A 22,482-nucleotide genomic window follows, 5' to 3' on the forward strand; every position below is an offset into this window, starting at 1 on the left:
GCTGCTGATGTCGAACCCATTGATTAGAAATGTTCCCACGCACGTTGCCATCATCATGGATGGCAACGGACGGTGGGCCAATTCGCGGGGGCTTCCCCGCACGATGGGGCATCGCAAGGGGGTGGAAGCCGTCCGTGAGGCGGTGCGGACCGCCGGTGAGGTGGGCATCCGTTATCTGACGCTGTTTGCCTTCTCATCTGAAAACTGGAGCCGCCCGGAGGCAGAGGTCTCGGACCTGATGGGACTGCTGAAGGCCTTCGTCCGACGCGATCTTGCGGATCTGCACCGGCAGAACGTTCGCATCCGGGTGATCGGCGACAAGACCAATCTTCGCGGTGATATTCTGCCCTTGCTGATCGAGGCGGAGGATACGACCCGCAACAATAGCGGCATCACGCTCGTCATCGCGTTTAACTACGGTTCTCGCGATGAAATCACCCGCGCCATGCAGGCTCTGGCGGTCGATGTCGCGCAAGGACGGCTGACGGCCGACCAGATCACGCCGGAGCGCATCGCCAGCCGGCTCGACACGGCCGGCATCCCGGATCCGGACCTTATCTTGCGCACCAGTGGCGAAGAGCGCTTGTCGAACTTCCTGCTCTGGCAGGCGGCCTATTCCGAACTTCTTTTCATTCCTGAGCTCTGGCCTGATTTCAGCCGCGAGGTTTTCCTGGACGCGCTGAAGGCCTACGCGGGACGGGAACGTCGGTTCGGCGGACTGTCGCAGCCGACCTTGGCAGTTGGCTCCTGATGCAAAAAGAGCTGCAACTGCGCATCGTTTCCGGCATTGTTCTGGCGGTCGTCACGCTTGGCGCGACCTGGGCGGGCGGAACCGTCTTCCAATTGCTCTCCGTCGCCATCGCGCTCCTCGTCTATCATGAATGGTCGACGATCACCCGGCTTGGCGAGCGGGATTTTCAGGGCAATGCCTTCGGCTGGCTTTCGCAGGCGGTGATCGCCGCTCTCATCCTCTTCGACAATGCGCAACTGGCGTTGCTTGCACTGGCAGCCTTTGCCGTTGTCGGCGCCATCTGGGTCGCTCTGCGCAGCGGCAGCTGGTGGCTGCCCGGCGGCATCGTCTATGCCGGTCTTACCGGCATCTCGCTCTCGGCGATCCGAGGCGACAGCGATATCGGCCTCGTCGCGATGTTCTTTATTTTCGCGGTTGTCTGGGGGACGGATATTCTCGCCTATTTCATCGGCCGGGCGATCGGCGGTCCAAAGCTCGCACCGCGCATTTCGCCCGGCAAGACCTGGTCGGGTGCGATCGGGGGCGCGGTCTCGGGCGTGATAGCGGGCGTCGTGGTGTTCCTCAGCCATTTTTCCATGGACGACGTGCGCATTCCCTTGCTGGCGCTTGCCCTGTCGGTCGCCAGCCAGATCGGCGATCTCTTCGAATCCTATATCAAACGCCGGTTTGGCGTGAAGGATTCGAGCCGGCTCATTCCCGGTCATGGCGGCGTCATGGATCGTGTCGACGGACTTGTTTTTGCCTGTTTTGCCGCGCTTCTATTTGTCTTGGTGCAAGTCATGGCTGCCGGTGGACAAAATGCGCCCATGGGGGCGATCCTGCTGGGGCCGTAAATGGCGCCGCATACCTGATCGGGGGATGACATGGCTTACCTGGCCGATGTGCTTCACTTTATTCTCGGCTATATCGTGCCGTTTTTGCTGGTTTTGACGCTGATCGTCTTCGTGCACGAGATGGGCCACTACCTTGTCGGGCGCTGGTCCGGTATCCACATCCTCGCCTTCGCCGTCGGTTTCGGCCCCGAATTGCTCGGCTACACCGACAAACGCGGCACGCGTTGGAAGGTCTGTGCCATTCCGCTTGGCGGCTACGTCAAGTTCTTCGGCGATGAGGATGCCGCGAGCGTTCCGGACTACAGCCGCCTTGATCAATATTCCACCGAGGACCGCGGCCGCACCTTCCTGGGGGCCAAGCTTTGGAAGCGCGCTGCCACAGTTGCCGCCGGCCCCATCGCCAACTTCATTCTGGCGATCGCAATCTTCGCCGTGCTTTTCGCCATCTACGGCAAGCCTGTGGCGGATCCGGTCGTCGCCGAAGTAAAGGAAAACAGCGCAGCCGCCCAGGCTGGTGTGCTGCCTGGCGACCTGCTCGTTTCCATCGACGGCACGCCGGTGACGACATTCGACGACGTGCGCCGCTATGTCAGCGTCCGGCCGGAAACGCCGATCACCATCCAGATCAAGCGCAAGGGAGAGTTGCTGGATCTGCCGATGGTGCCCCAGCGCACCGAGATTACCGATCAGTTCGGTAACAAGATGGAGCTTGGAATCATCGGCATCTTGACGAACCAGGAAACCGGCAATTTCCGCCTCCAGCATTTTGGCCCGATCGAGGCTGTCGGGCAGGGGGTGATCGAGAGCTGGCATATCGTCACCGGCACATTCAATTATCTGGCCAATCTCGTTACCGGCCGGATGAAGGCCGACCAGCTTGGTGGGCCGATCCGGGTTGCCCAGGCCTCCGGCCAGATGGCGACCATCGGCGTCGCTGCCGTCCTGCAGCTGGCGGCAGTACTTTCAGTTTCCATTGGACTTCTCAATCTTATGCCCGTTCCCGTACTTGATGGCGGTCATCTGATGTTTTATGCGGTGGAAGCCGTCCGAGGGAAACCTGTCGGGCCGGGGGCGCAGGACATCGCTTTCCGTATCGGTTTTGCCATGGTCCTGATGCTGATGGTTTTCGCCACGTGGAACGACATCAGCTCGCTTCTTGGCTAGGAATTCGAGGCTCATGCGGAGCTGCGGGCCATTCGAGGGACGTTTAACGTCAGTGGGAATTCAAAGGGTTGATTGAAAGGAATTGTTTACGATAAAGCAATTCCGTAGTGGCCGTTAGGACACGGTTTCAATTGAAGTAAATAGAAATTAACGAGCTCCCTTGCTTGTATGAGAAAAGCGGTTAAAACGGCAACCGTGACCGGAGTCGGTACGAGTTCGCTGCGGGGCATTGGGAAGAAGGTAAGGTTTATGAAAGCTGGTTCAAGATTTTTGAACGCGGTGTCGGCGGTTGCGCTGTCCACTGGGATTGTCGCATCGGGGACTGGCATTGTAACGCTTGCAAGTGCATCTGTCGCAGAAGCCGCAACGATCAGCCGCGTGGAAGTCCGCGGCGCCACTCGCGTCAGCCCGGAGACCGTCCGCGCAAACATCACCATCGTTCCCGGCAAGAGCTTCAGCAACGCTGATATCGATTCTTCCGTAAAGCGCCTCTATTCGACCGGCTATTTCTCCGACGTCAGCATCAATATTTCCGGCGGCACGCTTGTTGTCACCGTGAGCGAAAACCAGCTCGTCAACCAGGTTGTTTTCAACGGTAACCGCAAGATCAAGGACGAAAAGCTGCAGGCTGTCGTTCGCACGCGTTCGCTCGGCCCGTACAGCGAGGCGACGGCTGAATCCGATATTCAGGCCATCAAGGATGCCTATGCGGCCATGGGCCGTAACGACGTCACGGTCACGACGCAGGTCGTTCCGATCGCGGAAGGTCGCGTCAATCTCGCTTTCGTCATCAACGAAGGCGATCGTACCAAGATCAAACAGATCAATTTCGTTGGCAACAACGCCTACGGCGACGGCCGTCTTCAGGCGGTGATCGCGACGAAGGAGTCGGGCATCTTCTCCTTCCTGAACCGCAAGGATGTCTACAACGCCGACAAACTGCGCGCGGACGAGGAACTGCTGCGCCAGTTCTACTACAATCGCGGCTACGCGGATTTCCGTGTCGTTTCCTCGGATGCAGTCCTGGATGAATCCAGCAACGAATACACGGTGACGATCACCGTCGAAGAGGGTGAGCGCTACGATTTCGGGCCGATCAATGTCGAATCGACTGTCGAAGGCGTGAATGCCGAGGAATTGAAGGGTCTCGTGCAGACCTCGGAAGGCTCGGTCTATAAGGCCAAGGACGTTCAGGAAAGCATTTCTGCGATTTCCAAGCGCGTTGCGGCGCAAGGCTATCCGTTCGCGCGCGTCACCCCGCGTGGCAACCGTGATTTCGGCAACCGGACAATCGCCGTCGATTATCTGGTCGATCAGGGCGAGCGCGCCTATATCGAACGCATCGAAATCCGCGGTAACACCCGTACGCGCGACTACGTCATCCGTCGCGAATTCGACGTGAGCGAAGGCGACGCGTTCAATCAGGAGATGATTGCGACCGCCAAGCGCCGCCTTGACGCGCTCGGTTATTTCTCCGCCGTCAACATCAGCACGCAGCCGGGTAGTGCGGCTGACCGTGTCGTCATCGTCGTTGACGTGCAGGACCAGTCGACCGGCTCGTTCGGCATCGGCGCCGGCTATGCGGCCGGCAGCGGCGGCGGCTTCCTCGTCGAGGCCTCGATCGAAGAAAAGAACTTCCTCGGTCGCGGCCAGTACATCCGCTTGGCAGCAGGCCGCGGTGAAGAGAGCCGGACCTATAACGTTTCTTTCACCGAGCCTTACTTCCTCGGTTATCGTCTGGCCGCTGGTTTTGATGTCTTTCAGAACGAAAACGATTATGACGAAGACAACTACAGCTATGAGGACAGCGGCTTCAGCCTGCGCGTAACTGCGCCGATCACGGAAAGACTGTCGACGACGCTGCGCTACAACTTTACGCAGATGGATTATCACGGCGATACGGATGATCTTTCGAGCCCGTATGATCGTGCCATCAATGGCTCGCCCTGGGAGCGGTCTTCGGTTTCGCAGACGCTGACGTATAATTCACTTGATGATGCGCAGCAGGCGCATGAAGGCATCCTGGCTTCGGCCACGCAGGAATATGCGGGCCTCGGCGGAACGTCTGACTTCTACAAGCTGACCGGCAAGTTCAAGTGGTACTATACGGTGAACGACGACGCCGATATCATCGCGTCATTGGCTGGTAGTGCCGGCCATGTGTTCAATACCGGTGGCGAAATGGAAGTGTTCGACCAGTTCCAGCTGGGCAGCAACGATATTCGCGGCTTCGAGCGCAACGGCGTCGGCCCGCGTGCGGAAAACGGTGACGCGATCGGCGGAACGACCTATTTCACGGCTTCTGCCGAGGCGACCTTCCCGCTGCCGTTTGTTGCCCGCGACGCAGGCTTCCGCGGCGCTGTGTTTGCCGATGCCGGTACGCTTTACGGCAACGATGTGGACGTGACTGCAGCCGACGGGGTTCGCGGCACCGACAGCTCGCTTCGGGCGTCCGTTGGTCTCGGTCTGCTCTGGGCGTCGCCCTTCGGTCCGCTGCGCATCGACTACGCAATCCCGGTTGCCAAGGAAGACTTCGACAGGGTTCAGAACCTCAAGTTCGGTATCTCGTCCTCCTTCTGATCCTTGCAGTCCAGAACTGCCTGCCAAAACTGTTCTGGAGTGTTGGCCATGGAATATAACTGGTTCTTCCCACCGCATGAGGGGGTTCGCCTGAGCGATCTGGCGGACCAAATCGGCGCGACGCTTGAAGATAAGAGTTCTGCCGACCGGCTTGCCCGGTCGGTTGCTCCCGTCTATCGGGCAAAGGAGGGCGACATTTGCTACATGTTGTCCCGCAAGAGCCGCGATGAACTGGAAACCTGCCAGGCGACCGCAATCGTCTGCGACAAGACCATTGCACCACTCGTTCCCTCTCATATCCCTGTCTTGCTGACCGCGCATCCGCACACGGCTTTCGCTTTGGCGGGGACCTATCTGCATGAAGCCGCCATGCGCCCGTCGCGCAACCTTTCGCAGGCCGGAATTTCCGCCGCGGCGGTGATCGATCCGCAGGCGCGGCTGGAGCCGAATGTCGAGGTCGAGCCGATGGCCGTGATCGGTGCAGGCGCCGAAATCGGCGAGGGGACGCGGATCGGCGCGGGGGTGGTGATCGGACCTGGCGTGCGAATCGGACGGGACTGTACGATTTCCGCCGGCGCGAGCATCCTGTGTGCGCTCGTTGGAAACAACGTCATTATCCATCCCGGCGCTCGCATCGGCCAGGACGGTTTCGGCTATGCGCCGGGCCCAAAGGGCGGAATGATCAAGATCGTCCAGATCGGCCGGGTCATCATCCAGGACAATGTCGAGATTGGCGCGGGCACGACGATCGATCGTGGCACGATGGACGACACCGTCATCGGCGAAGGCACCAAGATCGATAATCAGGTTCAGATCGGCCACAATGTCCGCATCGGCCGGCATTGCGGCATCGTCAGCCAGGTCGGCATCGCCGGCAGTACCATCGTTGGCGATGGCGTGATGATCGGCGGCGCAGCAGCAGTGAACGGCCATATCAAAATCGGTGACCGGGCCCAGATTGCCGCGATGAGCGGCGTCGCCTCGGATGTTCCCCCAAACGAGCGTTACGGCGGGATACCGGCGCGCCCCATGCGTGATTTCCTGCGCGATGTCGCTGAAATTACGGCACGGATGCACAACAGACAAAAGAAGTCGGGAGGCAACAATGAGTGAAGCAGGAACTACCGTTCTCGGGACCGCCGATATCCGGGAAATCTTGAAGCTGCTTCCTCATCGCTATCCGTTCCTGCTGGTTGACCGCATCATCGAGATCGACGGCGACAATTCGGCGATCGGTATCAAGAACGTGACGGCCAATGAGCCTCACTTTACCGGCCATTTCCCTGAACAACCGATCATGCCGGGCGTCCTGCTTATCGAAGGAATGGCACAGACGGCGGGCGCCATCTGTGCCCGCAAGACCGGCGACGGCAGCAATCTGGTTTACTTCATGACGATCGACAATGCCCGTTTCCGCAAGCCCGTCGTGCCCGGCGATCGCGTCGAGTTCCATGTCGTCAAGCAGAAGCAGCGCGGTAATATCTGGAAATTTCATTGTGATGCAAAAGTTGACGGGCAACTTGTCGCGGAAGCTGATATCGGCGCGATGATTATCAGCAAGGAAGACGCCTGACCATGATTGCAGCCACTGCGAAGATCCATCCGCTCTCGTTTATCGAAGACGGAGCGGTGATCGGCGACAACGTCGTTGTCGGGCCATTCTGCCATATCGGCCCGAAGGTCGTGCTCGCCGACAACGTCGAACTGATCAGCCATGTGGTCGTGCTTGGCCGCACCACGGTCGGCAAGGGATCGAAGATCTTTCCGTCCGCCGTGATCGGCGGCGATTCGCAGAGCGTGCACCACAGCGCCGTCGACACGACGTTGACGATCGGTGAAAACTGCACGATCCGCGAAGGCGTGACGATGAATACCGGCACCGTCGAGCATGGTGGTGCGACGATCATCGGTAACAACAACCTGTTCCTTGCCTATGCGCATGTCGCGCATGACTGCCGCCTGGGCAACAACATCATCCTGTCCAACAACGTCATGCTGGCGGGACATGTGACGGTCGAAGACCGCGCCATTCTCGGCGGCGGTTCGGCCGTCCACCAGTTCACCCGGATCGGCCGGCAAGCCTTTATCGGCGGTCTCTCGGCTGTCAGCTACGATGTCATCCCCTACGGCATGCTGAACGGGAACCCGGGTATCCTGAGCGGCCTCAATGTCGTCGGCATGGCGCGGGCGGGCATCGAAAAGGCGAAGATCCACGAGGTCCGCCGCGCCTATAAGCAGATATTTGAAGGACCCGAGTCCATTCGTGCCAATGCTGCTGCCATCCGTGCGAATTACGCCGATTGTGCGCCGGCCATGGAAATTTTCGATTTCATCGCCGCCGAGAGCGATCGCGCTTTGTCTTCGCCAAGCCGAGGTAAAAAAGGCTGAGCGTGATGGCTATCGACAGCCGGCCGGAAACACGCGGAAGGCTGGCCATCATCGCCGGTGGCGGCATGCTGCCCCATCACGTGGCCGAAGCCGCGCAGGCGAGAGGCGAAAATCCGTACATCATCGCGCTCAGCAACGAGACAGTACTGGATTGGTCTGATTTCGATCACCAGTTCCTGGGGATCGGCAATTTCAAGTCGATCAGCGCGGTCTTCCGCGCCGAAGGGATCGATCGTGTCGTCCTGTCCGGCGCCGTTCGCCGTCGCCCGGAATGGCGTGACATCAAGCCCACCTTCAAGACGCTCGCCAAGGTGCCCGGTGTGCTGAAGACATTGCTGTCGGGTGGCGATGATGCGGTGTTGAAAATGGCCATCGAACTCATCGAGGCAAGCGGCGCCCGCGTCATCGGCGTGCAGGACATCATTCCGGAACTGCTGGCGCAAACCGGGCCACTCGGCGCAATCGAGCCGGACAAGGACGACTGGAAGGATATCGAAGTTGCTGCCGCCGCCGCGGTCGCGCTCGGTAGGCTTGATGTCGGGCAGGGCGCAGTCGCTGTCGGCGGGCGCGTGGTCGCTCTCGAGGGGCCGGAGGGAACGGATGCGATGCTTGCCCGTGTCGCGGCGCTGAGGACCGAGGGACGGATTTCGACCCGCCGGCGCGGCGTTCTGGTCAAGTTGTGCAAGCCCCAGCAGGATCTGCGCGCCGATCTGCCTTCGATCGGCGCATCGACGATCGAGGGGGCCCGGGCTGCCGGGCTTGCGGGCATTGCCATAGAGGCGGGGCGTGCGCTGGTGCTTGAGCGGTCGGCGACGATTTCACAGGCGACCGAAGCCGGCATCTTCGTCACCGGAATCGATCGCGCTTTTCTGCGAGACTTGCGATGAGCAAAGGCAATCTCAAGCTTGCCGTCATTGCCGGCGAGGTTTCCGGCGACCTGCTTGGGGCTGATCTGGTCAAGGCGTTGCGCCCCCTTATTGGCGGCGATCTGTCCGTTGTCGGTGTCGGCGGCGAGGGGTTGGAAGCGGAAGGCCTGAAATCGCTGTTCGACTATTCCGAGCTTTCCATCATGGGCATTTCGCAGGTGCTCGTGAAATTGCCGAAGCTCATTTTGCGCATTCGCCAGACGGCACAGGCGATCGTCGCCTCAACTCCCGATATCCTCGTTATCATCGACAGTCCGGATTTCACGCACCGCGTGGCAAGAATTGTCCGTAAATCTTTGCCGGACCTGCCGATTGTCAACTATGTCTGCCCAAGTGTCTGGGCGTGGAAATCCGAGCGCGCCGTCAACATGCGGCCGTATGTCGACCACGTGCTTGCCGTGCTTCCCTTCGAGCCCGAGGTGATGCGGAGCCTCGGAGGTCCGCCGACCACCTATGTCGGTCACCGGCTGGCAAGCGACGCGAATGTCCTGCAGGTGCGAGCGCGACAGCTGGAGAAACATGTGGCAAAAGCGGGCATGATGCCTGCCACCTGCCTGTTGCTGCCTGGATCCCGCGCCAGTGAGATCACCCGTCTGCTGCCCGATTTCGGCGAGACGGCCAAGGAGCTTCGCAGCCGACATCCGGACATGCGGTTCTTGCTGCCGACCGTCCCGAGACAGGAAGGTTTGGTGCGGCAGGTCACGGCGCCGTGGGCCATCAAGCCGGAAATCACCATCGGGCCTACCGCCAAGTGGCAGGCTTTCGCTCAGGCCGACGCTGCAATCGCGGCGTCCGGCACCGTCATTCTTGAACTGGCGCTGGCCGGCATACCGGTGATTTCGGCCTACAAGGCTGACTGGATCATTCGGCTGATGCACAAACGTATCAAGATATGGACGGCCGCCATTCCCAATCTCGTGGCAGATTATCCGGTTGTTCCCGAATATCTGAACGAAGCCATCCGGCCTGGCGCCTTGGCGCGCTGGATGGAACGCCTCACCACCGCCACGCCGGAACGCGAGGCCATGCTGTCCGGCTTTCGAACGGTCTGGCAGCGTATGGCGACACAAAAGCCGCCCGGTGAGGCCGCCGCCCGGATCGTTCTCGAAGTTCTAAACGCAAAAAAGCCCGGCCATTTCTGACCGGGCATTTTCATAGTCGGTTGGCTCAAACTCAGCGCTTGGAGACCGGGACGTAGTCGCGCTCCGGCGCGCCGATATAGAGCTGGCGCGGACGGCCGATGCGCTGTTCCGGGTCCTCGATCATCTCGTTCCACTGGGCGATCCAGCCGACCGTGCGGGCAAGCGCGAACAGCACCGTAAACATGGTCGTGGGGAATCCCAGCGCCTTCAGCGTGATCCCCGAGTAGAAGTCGATGTTCGGATAGAGCTTCTTCTCGATGAAGTAGCTGTCGGTCAGAGCGATACGCTCGAGTTCCATCGCCACTTCGAGCAACGGATCGTCCTTGTGACCAAGCTCGGCCAGGACCTCATGCGTGGTCTTCTGCATGATCTTGGCGCGCGGATCATAGTTCTTGTAGACCCGGTGGCCGAAGCCCATCAGGCGGAACGGATCGTTCTTGTCCTTGGCGCGGGCGACGAATTCCGGAATGCGGTCGACCGTGCCGATTTCCGAAAGCATGTTGAGCGCTGCTTCGTTGGCGCCGCCGTGGGCCGGACCCCAGAGGCAGGCGATACCGGCCGCAATGCAGGCGAACGGATTGGCGCCCGACGAGCCGGCGAGACGAACCGTCGAGGTCGAGGCGTTCTGCTCGTGGTCGGCATGCAGGATGAAGATGCGGTCCATGGCGCGCGACAGCACCGGATTGACGACATAGTCTTCGCACGGCACGGCAAAGCACATGCGCAGGAAGTTCGACGCATAATCGAGGTCGTTCTTCGGATAAACGAAGGGCTGACCGATATGGTACTTGTAGGCCATCGCGGCAAGCGTCGGCATCTTGGCGATCATGCGCAGGCTGGCGACCATGCGCTGATGCGGATCGGTAATGTCGGTGGAGTCGTGATAGAACGCCGACAGGGCGCCGACACAGCCGCACATGACGGCCATCGGGTGGGCGTCGCGGCGGAAGCCGGTGAAGAAGCGGGACATCTGCTCATGCACCATCGTGTGGTGCGTGACCCGGTAGTCGAAGTCCTTCTTCTGAGCGGCCGTCGGCAATTCACCGTAGAGCAGCAGGTAGCAGACTTCGAGGAAATCGCCGTGTTCGGCGAGCTGTTCGATCGGATAGCCGCGATGCAGGAGGACGCCCTGATCCCCATCGATATAGGTGATCTTCGATTCACACGATGCTGTCGAGGTGAAGCCGGGATCGTAGGTGAACTGGCCGGTCTGCTTGTAGAGCGTGCCGATATCGACCACATCCGGACCAATCGACCCCGATCGCACCGGTAACTCTACCGTTTTGTTGTCGACGGTGACGACTGCGCTTTTTCCTGTCATGGGGATCCTCCGTTTGCAGCAAATTGGCACACAATTATGCCGCAGATATTAAAGCCGACCATGTGCTACCCGATTTACACACGGCTGCCAAGTTGAACGAAAGGCAAATTGTGCGATGCAAAAATAGGCATATGGCGACGCAATAATTACATGTTCCGCCAATATGTCCAATGGGATAATGGACCTGAAAAATAGCCCTTTCAAACGTCAATGAGACGCTGCCTGTTTTTTGGGCGAAAATCTCAAAGGTTGCATTTCGATATCCGCGGTTGCACAGTGAAACTAGGGGCTGGCGCGGATGGAATAGCGTCCATGGGTGAGGGACAGGGGCCGATTGTGGCAACGCGTACGCGATTTTTCGGCGCTCAACCCAGCGCGCTCGACACCACCCCGCAACTACCTGAAATAATTCACGAACCGCCGAAAACCGATGGTCGCGGGCTCCATGTCTCCTTTCCCTTGGCTGTAGGCAGCCGGTTCCGGCGAAAGAAATGGCGTGCCGCGTTTCGGCGTGCGGTGGAGGAAGAGCAGGCTTTTGGCCACGTCTTCCTGTTTGCGCCGGTGTTTCTCGGCCTGGGCGCTCTGGCTTGGTTTTCCTTCGCGCAAACGCCTGGGTTTCTCAAAACTGCACTGCTGATGTGCATTTTTGGCATGGCAGCGCTCCTGCTTCGGCCGAGCGTCTGGCGCATCGTCGCCCTTTTCGCCACCCTGTTTTGTGCCGGCATGGTTCTGGCGGCGGGCGAGACGGCCCGGAAGAACACGGTGTTGCTGGACACGCCGGTTACGACCGTCGTGCGCGGCACTGTCGTCGCCCGGGAGAGCACCGACCGGGGGTACTGGCGCTATACCGTCCATGTCGCCCAAACCTCGCATCCCGCTTTGAAGCGGGTGCCTGCAACGGTGACACTCCTCTCCCGCAGCAGGGCAAAGCCGGTCGACATCGGTGGCGGGATCGAGGGCAAGGCGCGGCTTTCTCCACCATCCGGTCCGGCTCTTCGCGGTCTCAACGATTTTGCCTTCGACAGCTATTTCAAGGGCATTGGCGCGGTTGGATATTTCTACGGCAAACCGGCAGCGGTCGCGGCTGTGCCGGAGAGCGCGCCCCCTGGCGGGATTGCGACTTGGCCTGTTCGCGCGCAGGAGACGATCGCGCGAATGCGCGAGACAGTCGGCGCGCGCATCCGCAGCACGATCGGGGGCGATGCGGGGGCGATCGCCGCGGCCTTGGTGACGGCAGAAGAGCGCGCGATCAGTCGTTCGACGATCGAGGCTTTACGGGAGGCGGGGCTGGCGCATGTGCTCGCCATTTCCGGCCTGAACATGGTGCTGGCGGCAGGGACTTTCCTGATCGGCGCGCGAACCTTTCTCAGCCTCATCCCCGGGCTGGCACACCGGTTTGCGATCAAGAAGCTGGCGGCTGCCGGTGCCCTGATCATGGTGTTTGTCTATATCCTTATCTCCGGGGGAGCCGTTTCGGCCGTGCGATCGTGGATCATGATTTCGATCATGCTGATCGCCGTATTCTTCGACCGGCCGTCGATCAGCCTGCGCAACGTGGCGCTATCGGCGCTGATCATTCTGGCGATCACGCCGTCGGCGGTGACGGGACCAGGATTCCAGATGTCCTTTGCCGCAACATTGGCCCTGGTGGCGGGCTATGGACATTGGCGGGAACGGCCAGGCCGCGAACCGGTGTCCGGCAAGCGCACGGCCGGACCCGTCAAGGCCGTCAGCGGATTTTTCGCGGGCTTGCTGCTCAGTTCCTTTATCGGCGGCCTCTCGACAATGATCTATTCCGCGGGGCACTTCCATCGTCTTGCGGCCTATGGGCTTGTCGGCAACATCCTTGCCATGCCGGTGATCAGCGTTCTGGTCATGCCGTTCGGGCTGCTTGCGATGCTGCTGATGCCTTTCGGTTTGGATCGCTATCCGCTGCTCGTCATGGGGCAGGGGCTGGACTGGGTGATTTCCGTCGCCAATTTGGTATCGTCCTGGGGCGGCGAAGTGACGACCGGCCGGGTGCCGGACAGCGCCTTCATGCTGATTGCGACCGGAGGTATTCTCGCCTGTCTGTCGCGGACATGGCTCGCTTTGTCGGGTATGGTGGTGATCGCCGCCGGGCTCCTGGCCGGATGGGGTGGCACGAGCCCGCGGCCGGACCTCGTAATTGCTGAAGATGGCCGTCTGGTCGCAATGATCGAAGAAGGCCAGGCGGCGAGTAACCGCACCAAACCGGCTGACTTCGTGTTTTCGCAATGGCAGCGCGCCTTGCGTCTGGACGGGCATCAAAAGCCGCAGCAGCGCGCCGACCTGGCGCTCAAGGACGCCGATGCGCCGCTACACGAAAGGGCAGGGAGCGATTCGGGGCCGAAAAACAAGACACCGATCGACAAGGATGCTGCGCGATCGGCTGTCCGCCGGCTGTTGGCAGAAGCCGCACCGGCGCGTTTCGCCTGCGTGCCGAAACAGTGGTGTGCGGCGACCACGCGCGCGGGATGGCGTATCGTCACGGTGGAAGATGCGCGCTTTGTCGGCATCGCCTGTGATGAGGCCGACATCATCGTGACGCCGGTCATGCTGCAGTTTCAGGACTGCCGGTCCGGCGCCATGTTGCTCAGCGGTCAAAGCCTGAGGCGAACGGGCGCCATCGAGATTTTCGCTGTCTCCGCGGACAACGCCGGCCGGCAGAATGGCAAGGCCGGGATGCGCGTTGTGACTGCCTTGGACCAACTCCAGCGTCCCTGGGGTCGCCACAGGACCTATGATTGGCGAACCGGCGAGTTCAACGCTCCCTGAGTGCGTTGGAGCGCGCGCCTGCCCGAGCGGCGCAACCTCGAGCGCACGGGATATACGCGATATATAAAGGAGTGCTTATTCTTGATTAAAATACTCCACAAATTCTTGCGTTTCCTCCATAGTCTGTCGTATGAAGCCGCGAACGACGCTGGCGTTCTGCCTTCGTCAGGATTTGCGGTCCCATGTCTTTCCTGTGGGGTGGCAGGGCGATTGAACAAGGTAAGGAGAGGTCATGCCGAACCGGGCGATGCCAAAATGGATGATGCTGGCAGCCGTGCTGCTGGCGTTCTCGAATGCTGGAGCGATACACGCGCAGGACAACCCGGCTCCCGTTGCGACCGAGATGCAGCCAGTTGAAGCAACGCCTGCGGGCGAAGTCAGCCAGGTTGCGCCGGTCGATCGAGCCGACAAAGCAGAGGCGATGCCGCAGAGCCAGGAGCACAAGGCAACATCCGCCAATCCGGTGCTGCCGCATGACCTGTCGCCGCTTGGCATGTTCCTTGCTGCCGATATCGTCGTCAAAGGCGTGATGGGTGCGCTTGCGCTGGCATCGGTTACGACATGGGCGATCCTGCTCGTCAAGATGTTCGAACTGGCCGCCGCCAAGCGAGGCGTCAAGCGGGCGGTCCGTTTCTTGACGGAGGCGGTCGTGCTGCGTGATGTCGGTGAAAGCCTGTCAGGCAATTCCGGCCCGGCAGGCCGTATGGTTGCCGCTGCGAATGATGAACTGGCGAAATCGGAAGCGGTTCTCGATCTGGTATCGGCACAGGGCGTCAAGGAGCGCGTCGCCTCGCAGCTCTCCCGCATCGAGGCTGGCGCCGGAAAACGCCTCGCCGGCGGTACCGGGATACTTGCGACGATCGGCTCGATCTCGCCATTCGTCGGGCTTTTCGGCACGGTCTGGGGCATCATGAATTCGTTCATCGGCATCAGCCAGGCGCAGACGACCAATCTGGCGATCGTTGCGCCGGGTATTGCCGAAGCGCTGCTGGCAACGGCCGTCGGCCTTGTCGCCGCCATCCCGGCCGTGGTCGTCTACAACTATTTCGCCCGTTCGATCAGCGGCTACCGCCTGATCCTTGCCGATGCCTCCGCCGCGGTCGAGCGGCTCGTCAGCCGCGACCTCGACTTCCGCCAGGCGCGCCGACACATGCCGCGCAAGGCCGAAAGCCATATGCACTCGGACGCCGGCATCGCACGGATCGGATAAGATCATGGCCAGCAAAATCAGCGAAGGCGCCGGCGACCTCGAAGAAAACAGCGAGATCAACGTCACCCCCTTTATCGACGTGATGCTCGTGCTGCTGATCATTTTCATGGTGGCGGCGCCGCTCGCCACCGTCGACATGAAGGTTGATCTGCCGCAATCGGCGGCACAGCCGGCCAAGCGTGACGACAAGCCCGTTTTCGTAACGCTGAAGGCGGATCTGTCTCTGGCGCTCGGCAACGAGGAAACGGGCCGCGACAACTTCGTCGCAGAGCTTAACCGGATCACTGACGGCAACACGCAGACGCGCATCCTGCTGCGCGCCGACAAGGCCGTCGACTACGGTGAACTGATGGCGGTGATGAACCTCATTCAGCGGGCGGGCTATACGAAAATCGGATTGGTCGGCCTGGAAGCTGCGCCGGCCGGTTGAGGCACGGCTTAAAATTTGTAGCCGACGGCGAGGCCGGCATGGCTGAGGCCATCATTCGGCCCCTCGCAGAGATCCCCATGATTCGCGTGCATATAGGGTATCCCCACATTTTCCCTTTTGCCGGCAAGTCAGATTGTGACTGCCCGCTTTCGCCAAGCTTGCTTTTTTGCAAGAACTGCGTTCCATAGCTTGAAACGGCGGGGGCGCGGATTTATGAGCGTGACCAAGCCCGGTCGGCTGAGCGCTGCCGGTTGTTTTATCTGCGCGAGCAAAGAGCACGCAAACGCCGGAGACGATCCGGATCATGAGGGCAGGCAGGATGAATTTCGAAGCAGCACGCATCAAGATGGTCGATAACCAGATCCGCACCACGGACGTGACGTCGCATGCCGTTCTCTCGGCATTTCTATCGGTCCCGCGGGAAGAGTTCGTACCTGCGGCGATGAAGCCGCTCGCCTATATCGACACAGACATTGAGCTGACGGCAAGCGGCGCGTCCGAACGGCGCTACCTGATGGAACCATCGCCGCTGGCAAAGCTCCTGCAACTGGCTTCGGTTACCAAGACCGACAAGGTTCTCGAAATCGGCTGTGGCACGGGTTACGCATCGGCGATCCTTTCGACGCTCGCCGCGACGGTCGTGGCGCTCGAAAGCGATGCCGCGCTTGCCTCCGAGGCGACCGAAACGCTTGCGCGTCTCGGCTACTCGAACGTCACGGTGGTCACGGGTGATCTCGAAAAGGGCCATACGGCAGCCGCGCCCTATGATGTGATCTTCGTCCACGGCGCGGTCGAGACTGTCCCTGATTCCCTCTTTGCGCAGTTGAGTGACGGCGGCCGCCTTGTCGCCGTGGTCGGGTCCGGCAACGCCTCTCGAGCCAAAGTCTGCCTCCATGAAAATGGAATCACCTCGGAACGGCTGGCCTTCAATACTGCGGTGAAGCCACTGCCGGGCTTCCGGCTTGTCCGCGAATTCGTCTTTTGATAACCTCTTGCTGAGGGGCCTCAACATCTGATTGTGAGTCCGCAAATTGCACGTGCTATTCGGCAGCGTGATGTCCGTTTTCTCTTCAATCTGAACCGTTGGAGAGGGAGGCTGTGGTTGTCGATGTCAAATTAGGGGTTTCTAAAAGTTCCTCGGGGATGATAAGAGCGGGGGTAATCGGTCGCTTGTGGAAGCCTCCGTCGGTCGAATGCAGGGCGTTAGGCTTTCCGGGAAATCCGGTTGCCGTCGCTTTGCCAAACTGGGAAGGTCTGGAACACCGGCTTTCCTACCGGAGTAGAGATTGTGTCGATTTTCGTTAGAACAGCTGCGGCAGCAGCCCTGTCCACCGCCTTGTCGCTCCTGCCGTATGCCGTTTCCGCCGAAACCATCTATGGCGCGATGGCGAAGGCCTATCAGAACAACCCGGATCTCAATGCCGTTCGTGCCGGGCTTCGCGCCACCGATGAAGGCGTGCCGATCGCCAAGTCCGGCTATCGGCCGCGAGTCTCGGCAACGGCCACCGGAACGTTGACGCGGCTTGATCAGGAATTCCTTCCAAGGCCTCTGGACTATCATGACGGCTCGGCGGGAATCACCATTACGCAACAGGTTTTCGATGGCTTTCAGACCTTGAACAACGTCAGGGCGGCCGAAGCGACCGTCTACTCCAGCCGCGAAACGCTCAAGGCCAACGAGATTTCCATCCTGCTGGCGGCCGCGGAATCCTACTCGAATATTGCGCGCGACCAGCGGATCGTGTCCATCCGCAAGCAGAATCTGGCCTTCCTCAAGGAGCAGTTGAATGCCGCCGAGGCGCGGCTGAGTGTCGGCGAGGGGACGCGAACGGACGTCAGCCAAGCGCAAGCCGAACTGGCCAATGCGCAGGCGCTGCTCGTCAACGCGGTGGCCCAGCTGAAAGAGAGCGAAGCGGTTTATGTACAGATCGTGGGCGATGCGCCGAAGGGAATCAAGCAGCCGTCGCCCGCCTCGAAGGCCCTGCCGAAAAGCCTGGACCAGGCGGTTGCCACCGGTTTGCGCGAGAATCCGTCCATCGCTGCTGCCCAGTATGACGTCGATGCGGCGGGTTACAGGGTGAAATCTGCCGAAGGCACGATGTTGCCGGGGGTCGTCGTTCAAGGGGCTCTCACGCGCAGCACTGGCAACGAGCCCGGCTCGAATCTCGACGGCACGACAGCCAGCGTCACCGCCCGGCTCGAAATCCCGCTCTACCAGGGTGGGGCGGAATATGGTCAGATTCGCCAGGCCAAGGAGCGACTGGGTCAACAGCGTATCCTCGTCGATTCCGCCCGTGCTGACGTTCAGCAGACAATCGTCAGCGCGCATGCACAGCTGGAGGCCGCACTGGCAAACATTTCAGCCAACCGCGCGGAGGTGAGTGCTGCAAACATGGCCCTGGACGGAGTCATCGAAGAGCGCAAGGTGGGCCAGCGTACGACGCTCGACGTGCTCGACGCCCAGCAGACCGTGCTTGCCGCAGAGGAGAGCCTGGTATCGTCGCAGCGCAATGCCGTTGTAGCCAGCTATTCCCTTCTGGCCGCAATGGGACGGCTGACCGTCAAGAGCCAGGGCCTGCAGGTTGCCGAATATCGCGCTGAGGAACATTACGAGGCCGTCAAGGACAAGTGGTTCGGATTGCGAACCGTCGATGGTCGCTGACCCGCGCGCCTGACTCGGCCGTTGTGAGATTTTCGAAAGCCGTGCGCCAGAAATGGTCGCGCGGCTTTCCCGTTCAATGGCAGTGGGTGCCGCTGCGAACAAATCTGTGCAAGAATCCAACTTGATGATTCGCGTCGTTTTTTTCGGCGCCGGACTCGCATACAGTCCGCGTCAACGACTGCGCGGCAATGTTTCGATCAAACGCGACCGCAGAAAACGGGGAAGATTATGGCACAACCCAATGTAGCGCGTGAACCTTCGATGGACGAGATTCTCGCCTCCATTCGAAAGATCATCGAAAGCAATGAACCCGGCATACCCGGGTTTCCCGCCAATGACCTCGGTCCCGCCTCCGGCGAAGACTATCGCTCCGACGTCACCTATGACGACGACAGTTTCGAAGACGTGCACCTGACGATCGACGACGGAGTGCTGGTTGCGGAATTCGAGGCGGAGGTGCAACGGCCCTCTGCGCCCGCGGAGCATCCACCGCAGGAGCCACAGCGGGGCAGTGCAATGCCTGGTGTTTCCGTCGCGACGCCACCGCAATCTCTCGCCGATGTCGCAGCGCGCGTGCGAGCGGCATCCGAGCGACATGCCGCTCCGCTTCGGGCGCCGGAGGCTGCAGGCAGTGCAGCGGTAAAGTCGGACAGCCCGCTCGTGACGTCACGCATGGCGCCGGTTGTTGCATCCCAACCGGCAAACGGCGCGTCGCAGGTGGAAACTGCCGAGGTGACGCCTGCCGTGGTTTCCCAGCAGCCCGCGGCAGCCGCCGAAGAAAAGCGGGATGAAGCGCAATCGCCAAGCGTTGTGGAGCCGACCGCGCAAAGCCATCCGCCTGCCGTTATCGCTGAAAGGGAGGTTGCCGCCCTTGTTTCACCGGCCGTCGGCGAACAGGTCGCGCGGTCCTTTGGGGATTTGGCCCTCGCCATCGATAGCATTGCCCGGCGTTCCTTTGACGAAATCGCCGAGGATATGCTGCGGCCAATGCTGCAGGAATGGCTGGACGACAACTTGCCGACGCTCGTGGAGCGTCTCGTGCGTGAAGAAATCGAGCGCGTCGCGCGCGGTCCGCGGCGCTAAAACGCAGAAAGTTTCCGACGCCAAGCCGCCAGCAATCGCGCTGGCGGCTTTTTTGCTGTTATTGTTGACACCAATGCCTCGTTCGGATTTACAAACCACCCATATCAATCAGCAAGTTTGGCTTCAAAATGCTTGAAAAAACCTATGATTCCGCCGCTGTCGAACCCCGCATCGCCAAGATCTGGGATGACGAGGACGCCTTCCGCGCCGGCGCGGGTGCAAAACCGGGTGCCGAGACTTTCTGCATCGTCATTCCGCCGCCGAACGTTACCGGCTCGCTGCACATGGGCCACGCGCTGAACAATACGCTGCAGGACATCATGGTGCGCTTCGAGCGCATGCGCGGCAAGGATGTGCTTTGGCAGCCGGGCATGGATCATGCCGGCATCGCCACCCAGATGGTCGTCGAGCGGCAGCTGATGGAACGGCAACAGCACCGCCGCGAAATGGGCCGTGACGCCTTCATCGACAAGGTTTGGGAATGGAAGGCCGAATCCGGCGGTCTGATCTTCAACCAGCTGAAGCGGCTCGGCGCCTCTTGCGACTGGTCTCGCGAACGCTTCACGATGGACGAGGGCCTGTCGAAGGCTGTTCTCGAAGTCTTCGTTTCTCTCTACAAGGACGGCCTGATCTACAAGGACAAGCGGCTGGTCAATTGGGATCCGAAGCTTCTGACGGCGATTTCCGACCTCGAGGTCGAGCAGGTCGAAGTGACTGGCAGCCTCTGGCATTTGCGGTATCCGCTCGAAGACGGCGTCACTTACCAGCATCCCATTGCCTTTGACGAGGATGGCAAGCCGACCGATTGGGAAGCGCGCAACTATCTGGTCGTCGCAACGACACGGCCGGAAACCATGCTCGGCGATACCGGCGTTGCGGTCCATCCGAGCGACGAGCGCTACAAGTCCATTATCGGCAAGCATGTCGTTCTGCCTCTCATCGGACGGCGAATTCCGATCGTTGCCGACGAATATCCGGATCCGACGGCGGGCACCGGTGCGGTCAAGATGACGCCGGCGCATGACTTCAACGACTTCGATGTCGGCAGGCGCCACCACCTCCGGCAGGTCAACATCCTGACCATTGATGGTCACCTGACGCTGGCTGGCAATGAGGATTTCCTCCACGAATTGCCGTCGGGCCATGATCTCGAAGCCCTGATATCCAAGCTTGACGGCGTCGAGCGTTTTGCTGCGCGCAAGATGATCGTTGCGATGTTCGAAGAGCGCGGCCTGCTCGACAAGATCGAGCCGCACAAGCATACGATCCCGCATGGCGACCGCGGCGGCGTTCCGATCGAGCCGCGACTGACGGAGCAATGGTATGTCGATGCCAAGACGCTCGCCAAGCCCGCGATCGCGTCGGTACGCGAAGGCCGTACGAACTTCGTCCCGAAGAACTGGGAAAAGACCTATTTCGAATGGATGGAAAACATCCAGCCCTGGTGCGTTTCCCGTCAGCTCTGGTGGGGTCACCAGATTCCCGCCTGGTACGGTCCGGACGGACAGGTCTTCGTCGAAAAGACCGAGGAAGAAGCGCTGCATGCCGCGATCCAACATTATCTCTCGCATGAAGGCCCGATGAAAGCCTATGTCGAGGATCTGCTCGAGAACTTCCGCCCGGGCGAAATTCTTACCCGGGATGAGGATGTTCTCGACACATGGTTCTCGTCGGCGCTCTGGCCTTTCTCGACGCTCGGCTGGCCCGATAAGACCCCGGAACTCGACAAATACTATCAGACCGACGTCCTGGTGACGGGTTTTGACATCATCTTCTTCTGGGTCGCCCGGATGATGATGATGGGTCTGCATTTCATGAAGGATAAGGACGGTACCCCGGTCGAGCCTTTCCACACCGTCTATGTGCATGCGCTGGTCCGAGACAAGAACGGCCAGAAGATGTCGAAGTCCAAGGGCAACGTCATCGATCCGTTGGAACTCATCGACGAGTACGGCGCCGACTCGCTGCGCTTCACGCTGGCGATCATGGCGGCGCAGGGACGCGACGTGAAGCTCGATCCGGCCCGCATCGCAGGCTATCGCAATTTCGGCACCAAGCTCTGGAACGCGACGCGCTTTGCCGGCATGAACGGCGTTGCCAACGATCCGAAGTTCGTTCCGGAAACCTGCTCCCTGACGATCAACCGCTGGATCCTGACCGAACTGTCACGCACCATTCGCGATGTCACCGAGGCGATCGAAAGCTACCGTTTCAACGAGGCGGCGGGCAGCCTCTACCGCTTCGTCTGGAACCAGTTCTGCGACTGGTATCTCGAGCTGCTGAAACCCGTCTTTGGCGGGGAGGACGAGGCGGCAAAGGCGGAATCGCAGGCCTGCGTCGCCTATGTCCTCGACGAGACGTACAAGCTCCTGCATCCATTCATGCCGTTCATGACCGAGGAGCTTTGGGCACAGACCGCAGGTGAGGGCAAGACGCGCGAGGGACTTCTTTGCCATGCCGAATGGCCGGCCGCCTCCTACGCGGATGATGCCGCGGCAGGCGAAATCAACTGGCTGATCGACCTGGTATCGGGCATCCGTTCGGTGCGCTCGGAGATGAACGTCCCGCCGGCCGCGATCGCACCCCTCGTTGTCGTCGGAGCCAGCTTTTTGACCAGGGAGCGCCTGCAGAGCCATGCGGCTGCGATCCGCCGGCTTGCGCGGGTCGACGCAATCGACCTTGGGGCAACGGCGCCGAAGGGCAGCGCCCAGATCGTTGTCGGCGAGGCGACGGTCTGCCTGCCGCTCGGCAGCCTCATCGACCTTGGTGCCGAGAAGTCCCGGCTTGAAAAGGCGATCGGCAAAGTCGATCAGGAACGCGAACGCATCCTTGGGAAGCTGTCGAACGAAAAGTTCGTCGCCAATGCTCGACCCGATGTCGTTGAGGCGGAGCGAGAGCGCCTGGCTGAACTTGATGGGCAGAAGGCGTCGCTTGGTGTGGCGCTGACACGGGTATCGGACGCCAGCTGACGGTCGAGGCAACAGACTTGATTGGATTGAAAAAGGCGGCTTTTGCCGCCTTTTTCACGACCGTCTGATTCTCTTCACGCAAGGCAAAATGCGCGATGATGCCCTTGTCGGTGCGGCAAACGGCCTTTCATGTCACATATTTCGTAATCAAGGCGCCAGGGAGTCAAAAAGCGACATTGTTGTGTCGATGTGACACTTGGTTACATTTATGAAAAATTATTCCAATA

The 22,482-nt window shown here is 60.5% G+C and carries 17 protein-coding genes; 16 read left to right on the forward strand and 1 reads right to left on the reverse strand.

Features of this window, described 5'->3' with window-relative positions; all coding sequences use genetic code 11:
• Positions 1-7 precede the first annotated feature (7 nt).
• The 9 genes from A3AY_RS0108235 (at position 8) to lpxB (ending at position 9,784) form a co-directional block, all read left to right on the forward strand.
• Positions 8-751, forward strand: coding sequence for an isoprenyl transferase (locus A3AY_RS0108235; RefSeq protein ID WP_026203233.1), 744 nt, complete (start codon positions 8-10; stop codon positions 749-751).
• Positions 751-1,584: a phosphatidate cytidylyltransferase gene (locus A3AY_RS0108240; RefSeq protein ID WP_018325208.1), complete on the forward strand. Its 834-nt coding sequence runs from the start codon at positions 751-753 to the stop codon at positions 1,582-1,584. Before A3AY_RS0108235 ends, A3AY_RS0108240 begins: the two co-directional genes overlap by 1 nt.
• A 30-nt stretch (positions 1,585-1,614) precedes the next feature.
• Positions 1,615-2,748 carry an RIP metalloprotease RseP gene (rseP, locus tag A3AY_RS0108245; RefSeq protein ID WP_018325209.1) on the forward strand — a complete coding sequence of 378 codons (1,134 nt, stop codon included), beginning with the start codon at positions 1,615-1,617 and terminating at the stop codon, positions 2,746-2,748.
• 249 nt (positions 2,749-2,997) lie between these two features.
• Positions 2,998-5,328 carry an outer membrane protein assembly factor BamA gene (gene bamA / locus A3AY_RS0108250; protein WP_018325210.1) on the forward strand — a complete coding sequence of 777 codons (2,331 nt, stop codon included), beginning with the start codon at positions 2,998-3,000 and terminating at the stop codon, positions 5,326-5,328.
• 48 nt (positions 5,329-5,376) lie between these two features.
• Positions 5,377-6,441, forward strand: coding sequence for a UDP-3-O-(3-hydroxymyristoyl)glucosamine N-acyltransferase (gene lpxD, locus A3AY_RS0108255; RefSeq protein ID WP_018325211.1), 1,065 nt, complete (start codon positions 5,377-5,379; stop codon positions 6,439-6,441).
• Positions 6,434-6,901 (forward strand): 3-hydroxyacyl-ACP dehydratase FabZ, encoded by a 468-nt coding sequence (gene fabZ, locus A3AY_RS0108260; protein ID WP_018325212.1) that lies wholly within the window; start codon positions 6,434-6,436, stop codon positions 6,899-6,901. The genes lpxD and fabZ overlap by 8 nt, the downstream gene beginning before the upstream one ends.
• A gap of 2 nt (positions 6,902-6,903) precedes the next feature.
• A complete protein-coding gene (gene lpxA / locus A3AY_RS0108265) occupies positions 6,904-7,716 on the forward strand; it encodes an acyl-ACP--UDP-N-acetylglucosamine O-acyltransferase (protein ID WP_018325213.1) in 813 nt (270 codons plus the stop codon).
• A 5-nt stretch (positions 7,717-7,721) separates the two neighbouring features.
• Positions 7,722-8,603, forward strand: coding sequence for an LpxI family protein (locus tag A3AY_RS0108270; protein WP_018325214.1), 882 nt, complete (start codon positions 7,722-7,724; stop codon positions 8,601-8,603).
• Positions 8,600-9,784 (forward strand): lipid-A-disaccharide synthase, encoded by a 1,185-nt coding sequence (gene lpxB / locus A3AY_RS0108275; protein WP_018325215.1) that lies wholly within the window; start codon positions 8,600-8,602, stop codon positions 9,782-9,784. The genes A3AY_RS0108270 and lpxB overlap by 4 nt, the downstream gene beginning before the upstream one ends.
• Before the next feature lie 31 nt (positions 9,785-9,815).
• Here lpxB and gltA read toward each other — a convergent pair whose 3' ends face one another.
• Positions 9,816-11,105 carry a citrate synthase gene (gene gltA, locus A3AY_RS0108280; RefSeq protein ID WP_018325216.1) on the reverse strand — a complete coding sequence of 430 codons (1,290 nt, stop codon included), beginning with the start codon at positions 11,103-11,105 and terminating at the stop codon, positions 9,816-9,818.
• A 312-nt stretch (positions 11,106-11,417) separates the two neighbouring features.
• On the opposite strand from gltA, the gene A3AY_RS34750 reads away from it, so the two are divergent.
• The 7 genes from A3AY_RS34750 to A3AY_RS0108320 all read left to right on the forward strand — a co-directional run bounded on the left by A3AY_RS34750 (position 11,418) and on the right by A3AY_RS0108320 (position 22,255).
• Complete coding sequence (locus A3AY_RS34750; RefSeq protein WP_083925918.1) at positions 11,418-13,901, forward strand: ComEC/Rec2 family competence protein; 2,484 nt, start codon at positions 11,418-11,420, stop codon at positions 13,899-13,901.
• A 232-nt stretch (positions 13,902-14,133) separates the two neighbouring features.
• The gene (gene exbB, locus A3AY_RS0108290; RefSeq protein ID WP_018325218.1) at positions 14,134-15,111 is read left to right on the forward strand and encodes a tonB-system energizer ExbB; all 978 of its coding nucleotides are present in this window, start codon (positions 14,134-14,136) and stop codon (positions 15,109-15,111) included.
• 4 nt (positions 15,112-15,115) lie between these two features.
• The gene (gene exbD / locus A3AY_RS0108295) at positions 15,116-15,541 is read left to right on the forward strand and encodes a TonB system transport protein ExbD (RefSeq protein ID WP_018325219.1); all 426 of its coding nucleotides are present in this window, start codon (positions 15,116-15,118) and stop codon (positions 15,539-15,541) included.
• Positions 15,542-15,860: 319 nt separating this feature from the next.
• Positions 15,861-16,526, forward strand: a complete 666-nt coding sequence (locus A3AY_RS0108305) for a protein-L-isoaspartate O-methyltransferase family protein (RefSeq protein ID WP_018325220.1) — start codon at positions 15,861-15,863, stop codon at positions 16,524-16,526.
• A gap of 303 nt (positions 16,527-16,829) precedes the next feature.
• Positions 16,830-18,203 carry a TolC family outer membrane protein gene (locus A3AY_RS0108310; protein ID WP_018325221.1) on the forward strand — a complete coding sequence of 458 codons (1,374 nt, stop codon included), beginning with the start codon at positions 16,830-16,832 and terminating at the stop codon, positions 18,201-18,203.
• Between the two features lie 228 nt (positions 18,204-18,431).
• Positions 18,432-19,286, forward strand: a complete 855-nt coding sequence (locus A3AY_RS0108315) for a PopZ family protein (RefSeq protein ID WP_026203235.1) — start codon at positions 18,432-18,434, stop codon at positions 19,284-19,286.
• Between the two features lie 128 nt (positions 19,287-19,414).
• On the forward strand, positions 19,415-22,255 hold the full coding sequence (locus A3AY_RS0108320) for a valine--tRNA ligase (protein WP_018325223.1): 2,841 nt from the start codon (positions 19,415-19,417) through the stop codon (positions 22,253-22,255).
• Positions 22,256-22,482 lie beyond the last annotated feature (227 nt).

The organism is Rhizobium giardinii bv. giardinii H152, from assembly GCF_000379605.1.
Lineage (GTDB): Bacteria > Pseudomonadota > Alphaproteobacteria > Rhizobiales > Rhizobiaceae > Pararhizobium > Pararhizobium giardinii.

Bases quoted from the DNA above. Each gene is read 5' to 3' on its own strand.
- exbB (WP_018325218.1), top strand. From the start codon at position 14,134: ATGCCGAACCGGGCGATGCCAAAATGGATGATGCTGGCAGCCGTGCTG.
- lpxA (WP_018325213.1), top strand. From the start codon at position 6,904: ATGATTGCAGCCACTGCGAAGATCCATCCGCTCTCGTTTATCGAAGAC.
- bamA (WP_018325210.1), top strand. From the start codon at position 2,998: ATGAAAGCTGGTTCAAGATTTTTGAACGCGGTGTCGGCGGTTGCGCTG.
- lpxB (WP_018325215.1), top strand. From the start codon at position 8,600: ATGAGCAAAGGCAATCTCAAGCTTGCCGTCATTGCCGGCGAGGTTTCC.
- A3AY_RS0108315 (WP_026203235.1), top strand. From the start codon at position 18,432: ATGGCACAACCCAATGTAGCGCGTGAACCTTCGATGGACGAGATTCTC.
- A3AY_RS0108235 (WP_026203233.1), top strand. From the start codon at position 8: ATGTCGAACCCATTGATTAGAAATGTTCCCACGCACGTTGCCATCATC.
- A3AY_RS0108270 (WP_018325214.1), top strand. From the start codon at position 7,722: ATGGCTATCGACAGCCGGCCGGAAACACGCGGAAGGCTGGCCATCATC.
- A3AY_RS0108320 (WP_018325223.1), top strand. From the start codon at position 19,415: ATGCTTGAAAAAACCTATGATTCCGCCGCTGTCGAACCCCGCATCGCC.
- A3AY_RS0108305 (WP_018325220.1), top strand. From the start codon at position 15,861: ATGAATTTCGAAGCAGCACGCATCAAGATGGTCGATAACCAGATCCGC.
- exbD (WP_018325219.1), top strand. From the start codon at position 15,116: ATGGCCAGCAAAATCAGCGAAGGCGCCGGCGACCTCGAAGAAAACAGC.
- A3AY_RS0108240 (WP_018325208.1), top strand. From the start codon at position 751: ATGCAAAAAGAGCTGCAACTGCGCATCGTTTCCGGCATTGTTCTGGCG.
- A3AY_RS34750 (WP_083925918.1), top strand. From the start codon at position 11,418: ATGGGTGAGGGACAGGGGCCGATTGTGGCAACGCGTACGCGATTTTTC.
- lpxD (WP_018325211.1), top strand. From the start codon at position 5,377: ATGGAATATAACTGGTTCTTCCCACCGCATGAGGGGGTTCGCCTGAGC.
- rseP (WP_018325209.1), top strand. From the start codon at position 1,615: ATGGCTTACCTGGCCGATGTGCTTCACTTTATTCTCGGCTATATCGTG.
- gltA (WP_018325216.1), bottom strand. From the start codon at position 11,105: ATGACAGGAAAAAGCGCAGTCGTCACCGTCGACAACAAAACGGTAGAG.
- fabZ (WP_018325212.1), top strand. From the start codon at position 6,434: ATGAGTGAAGCAGGAACTACCGTTCTCGGGACCGCCGATATCCGGGAA.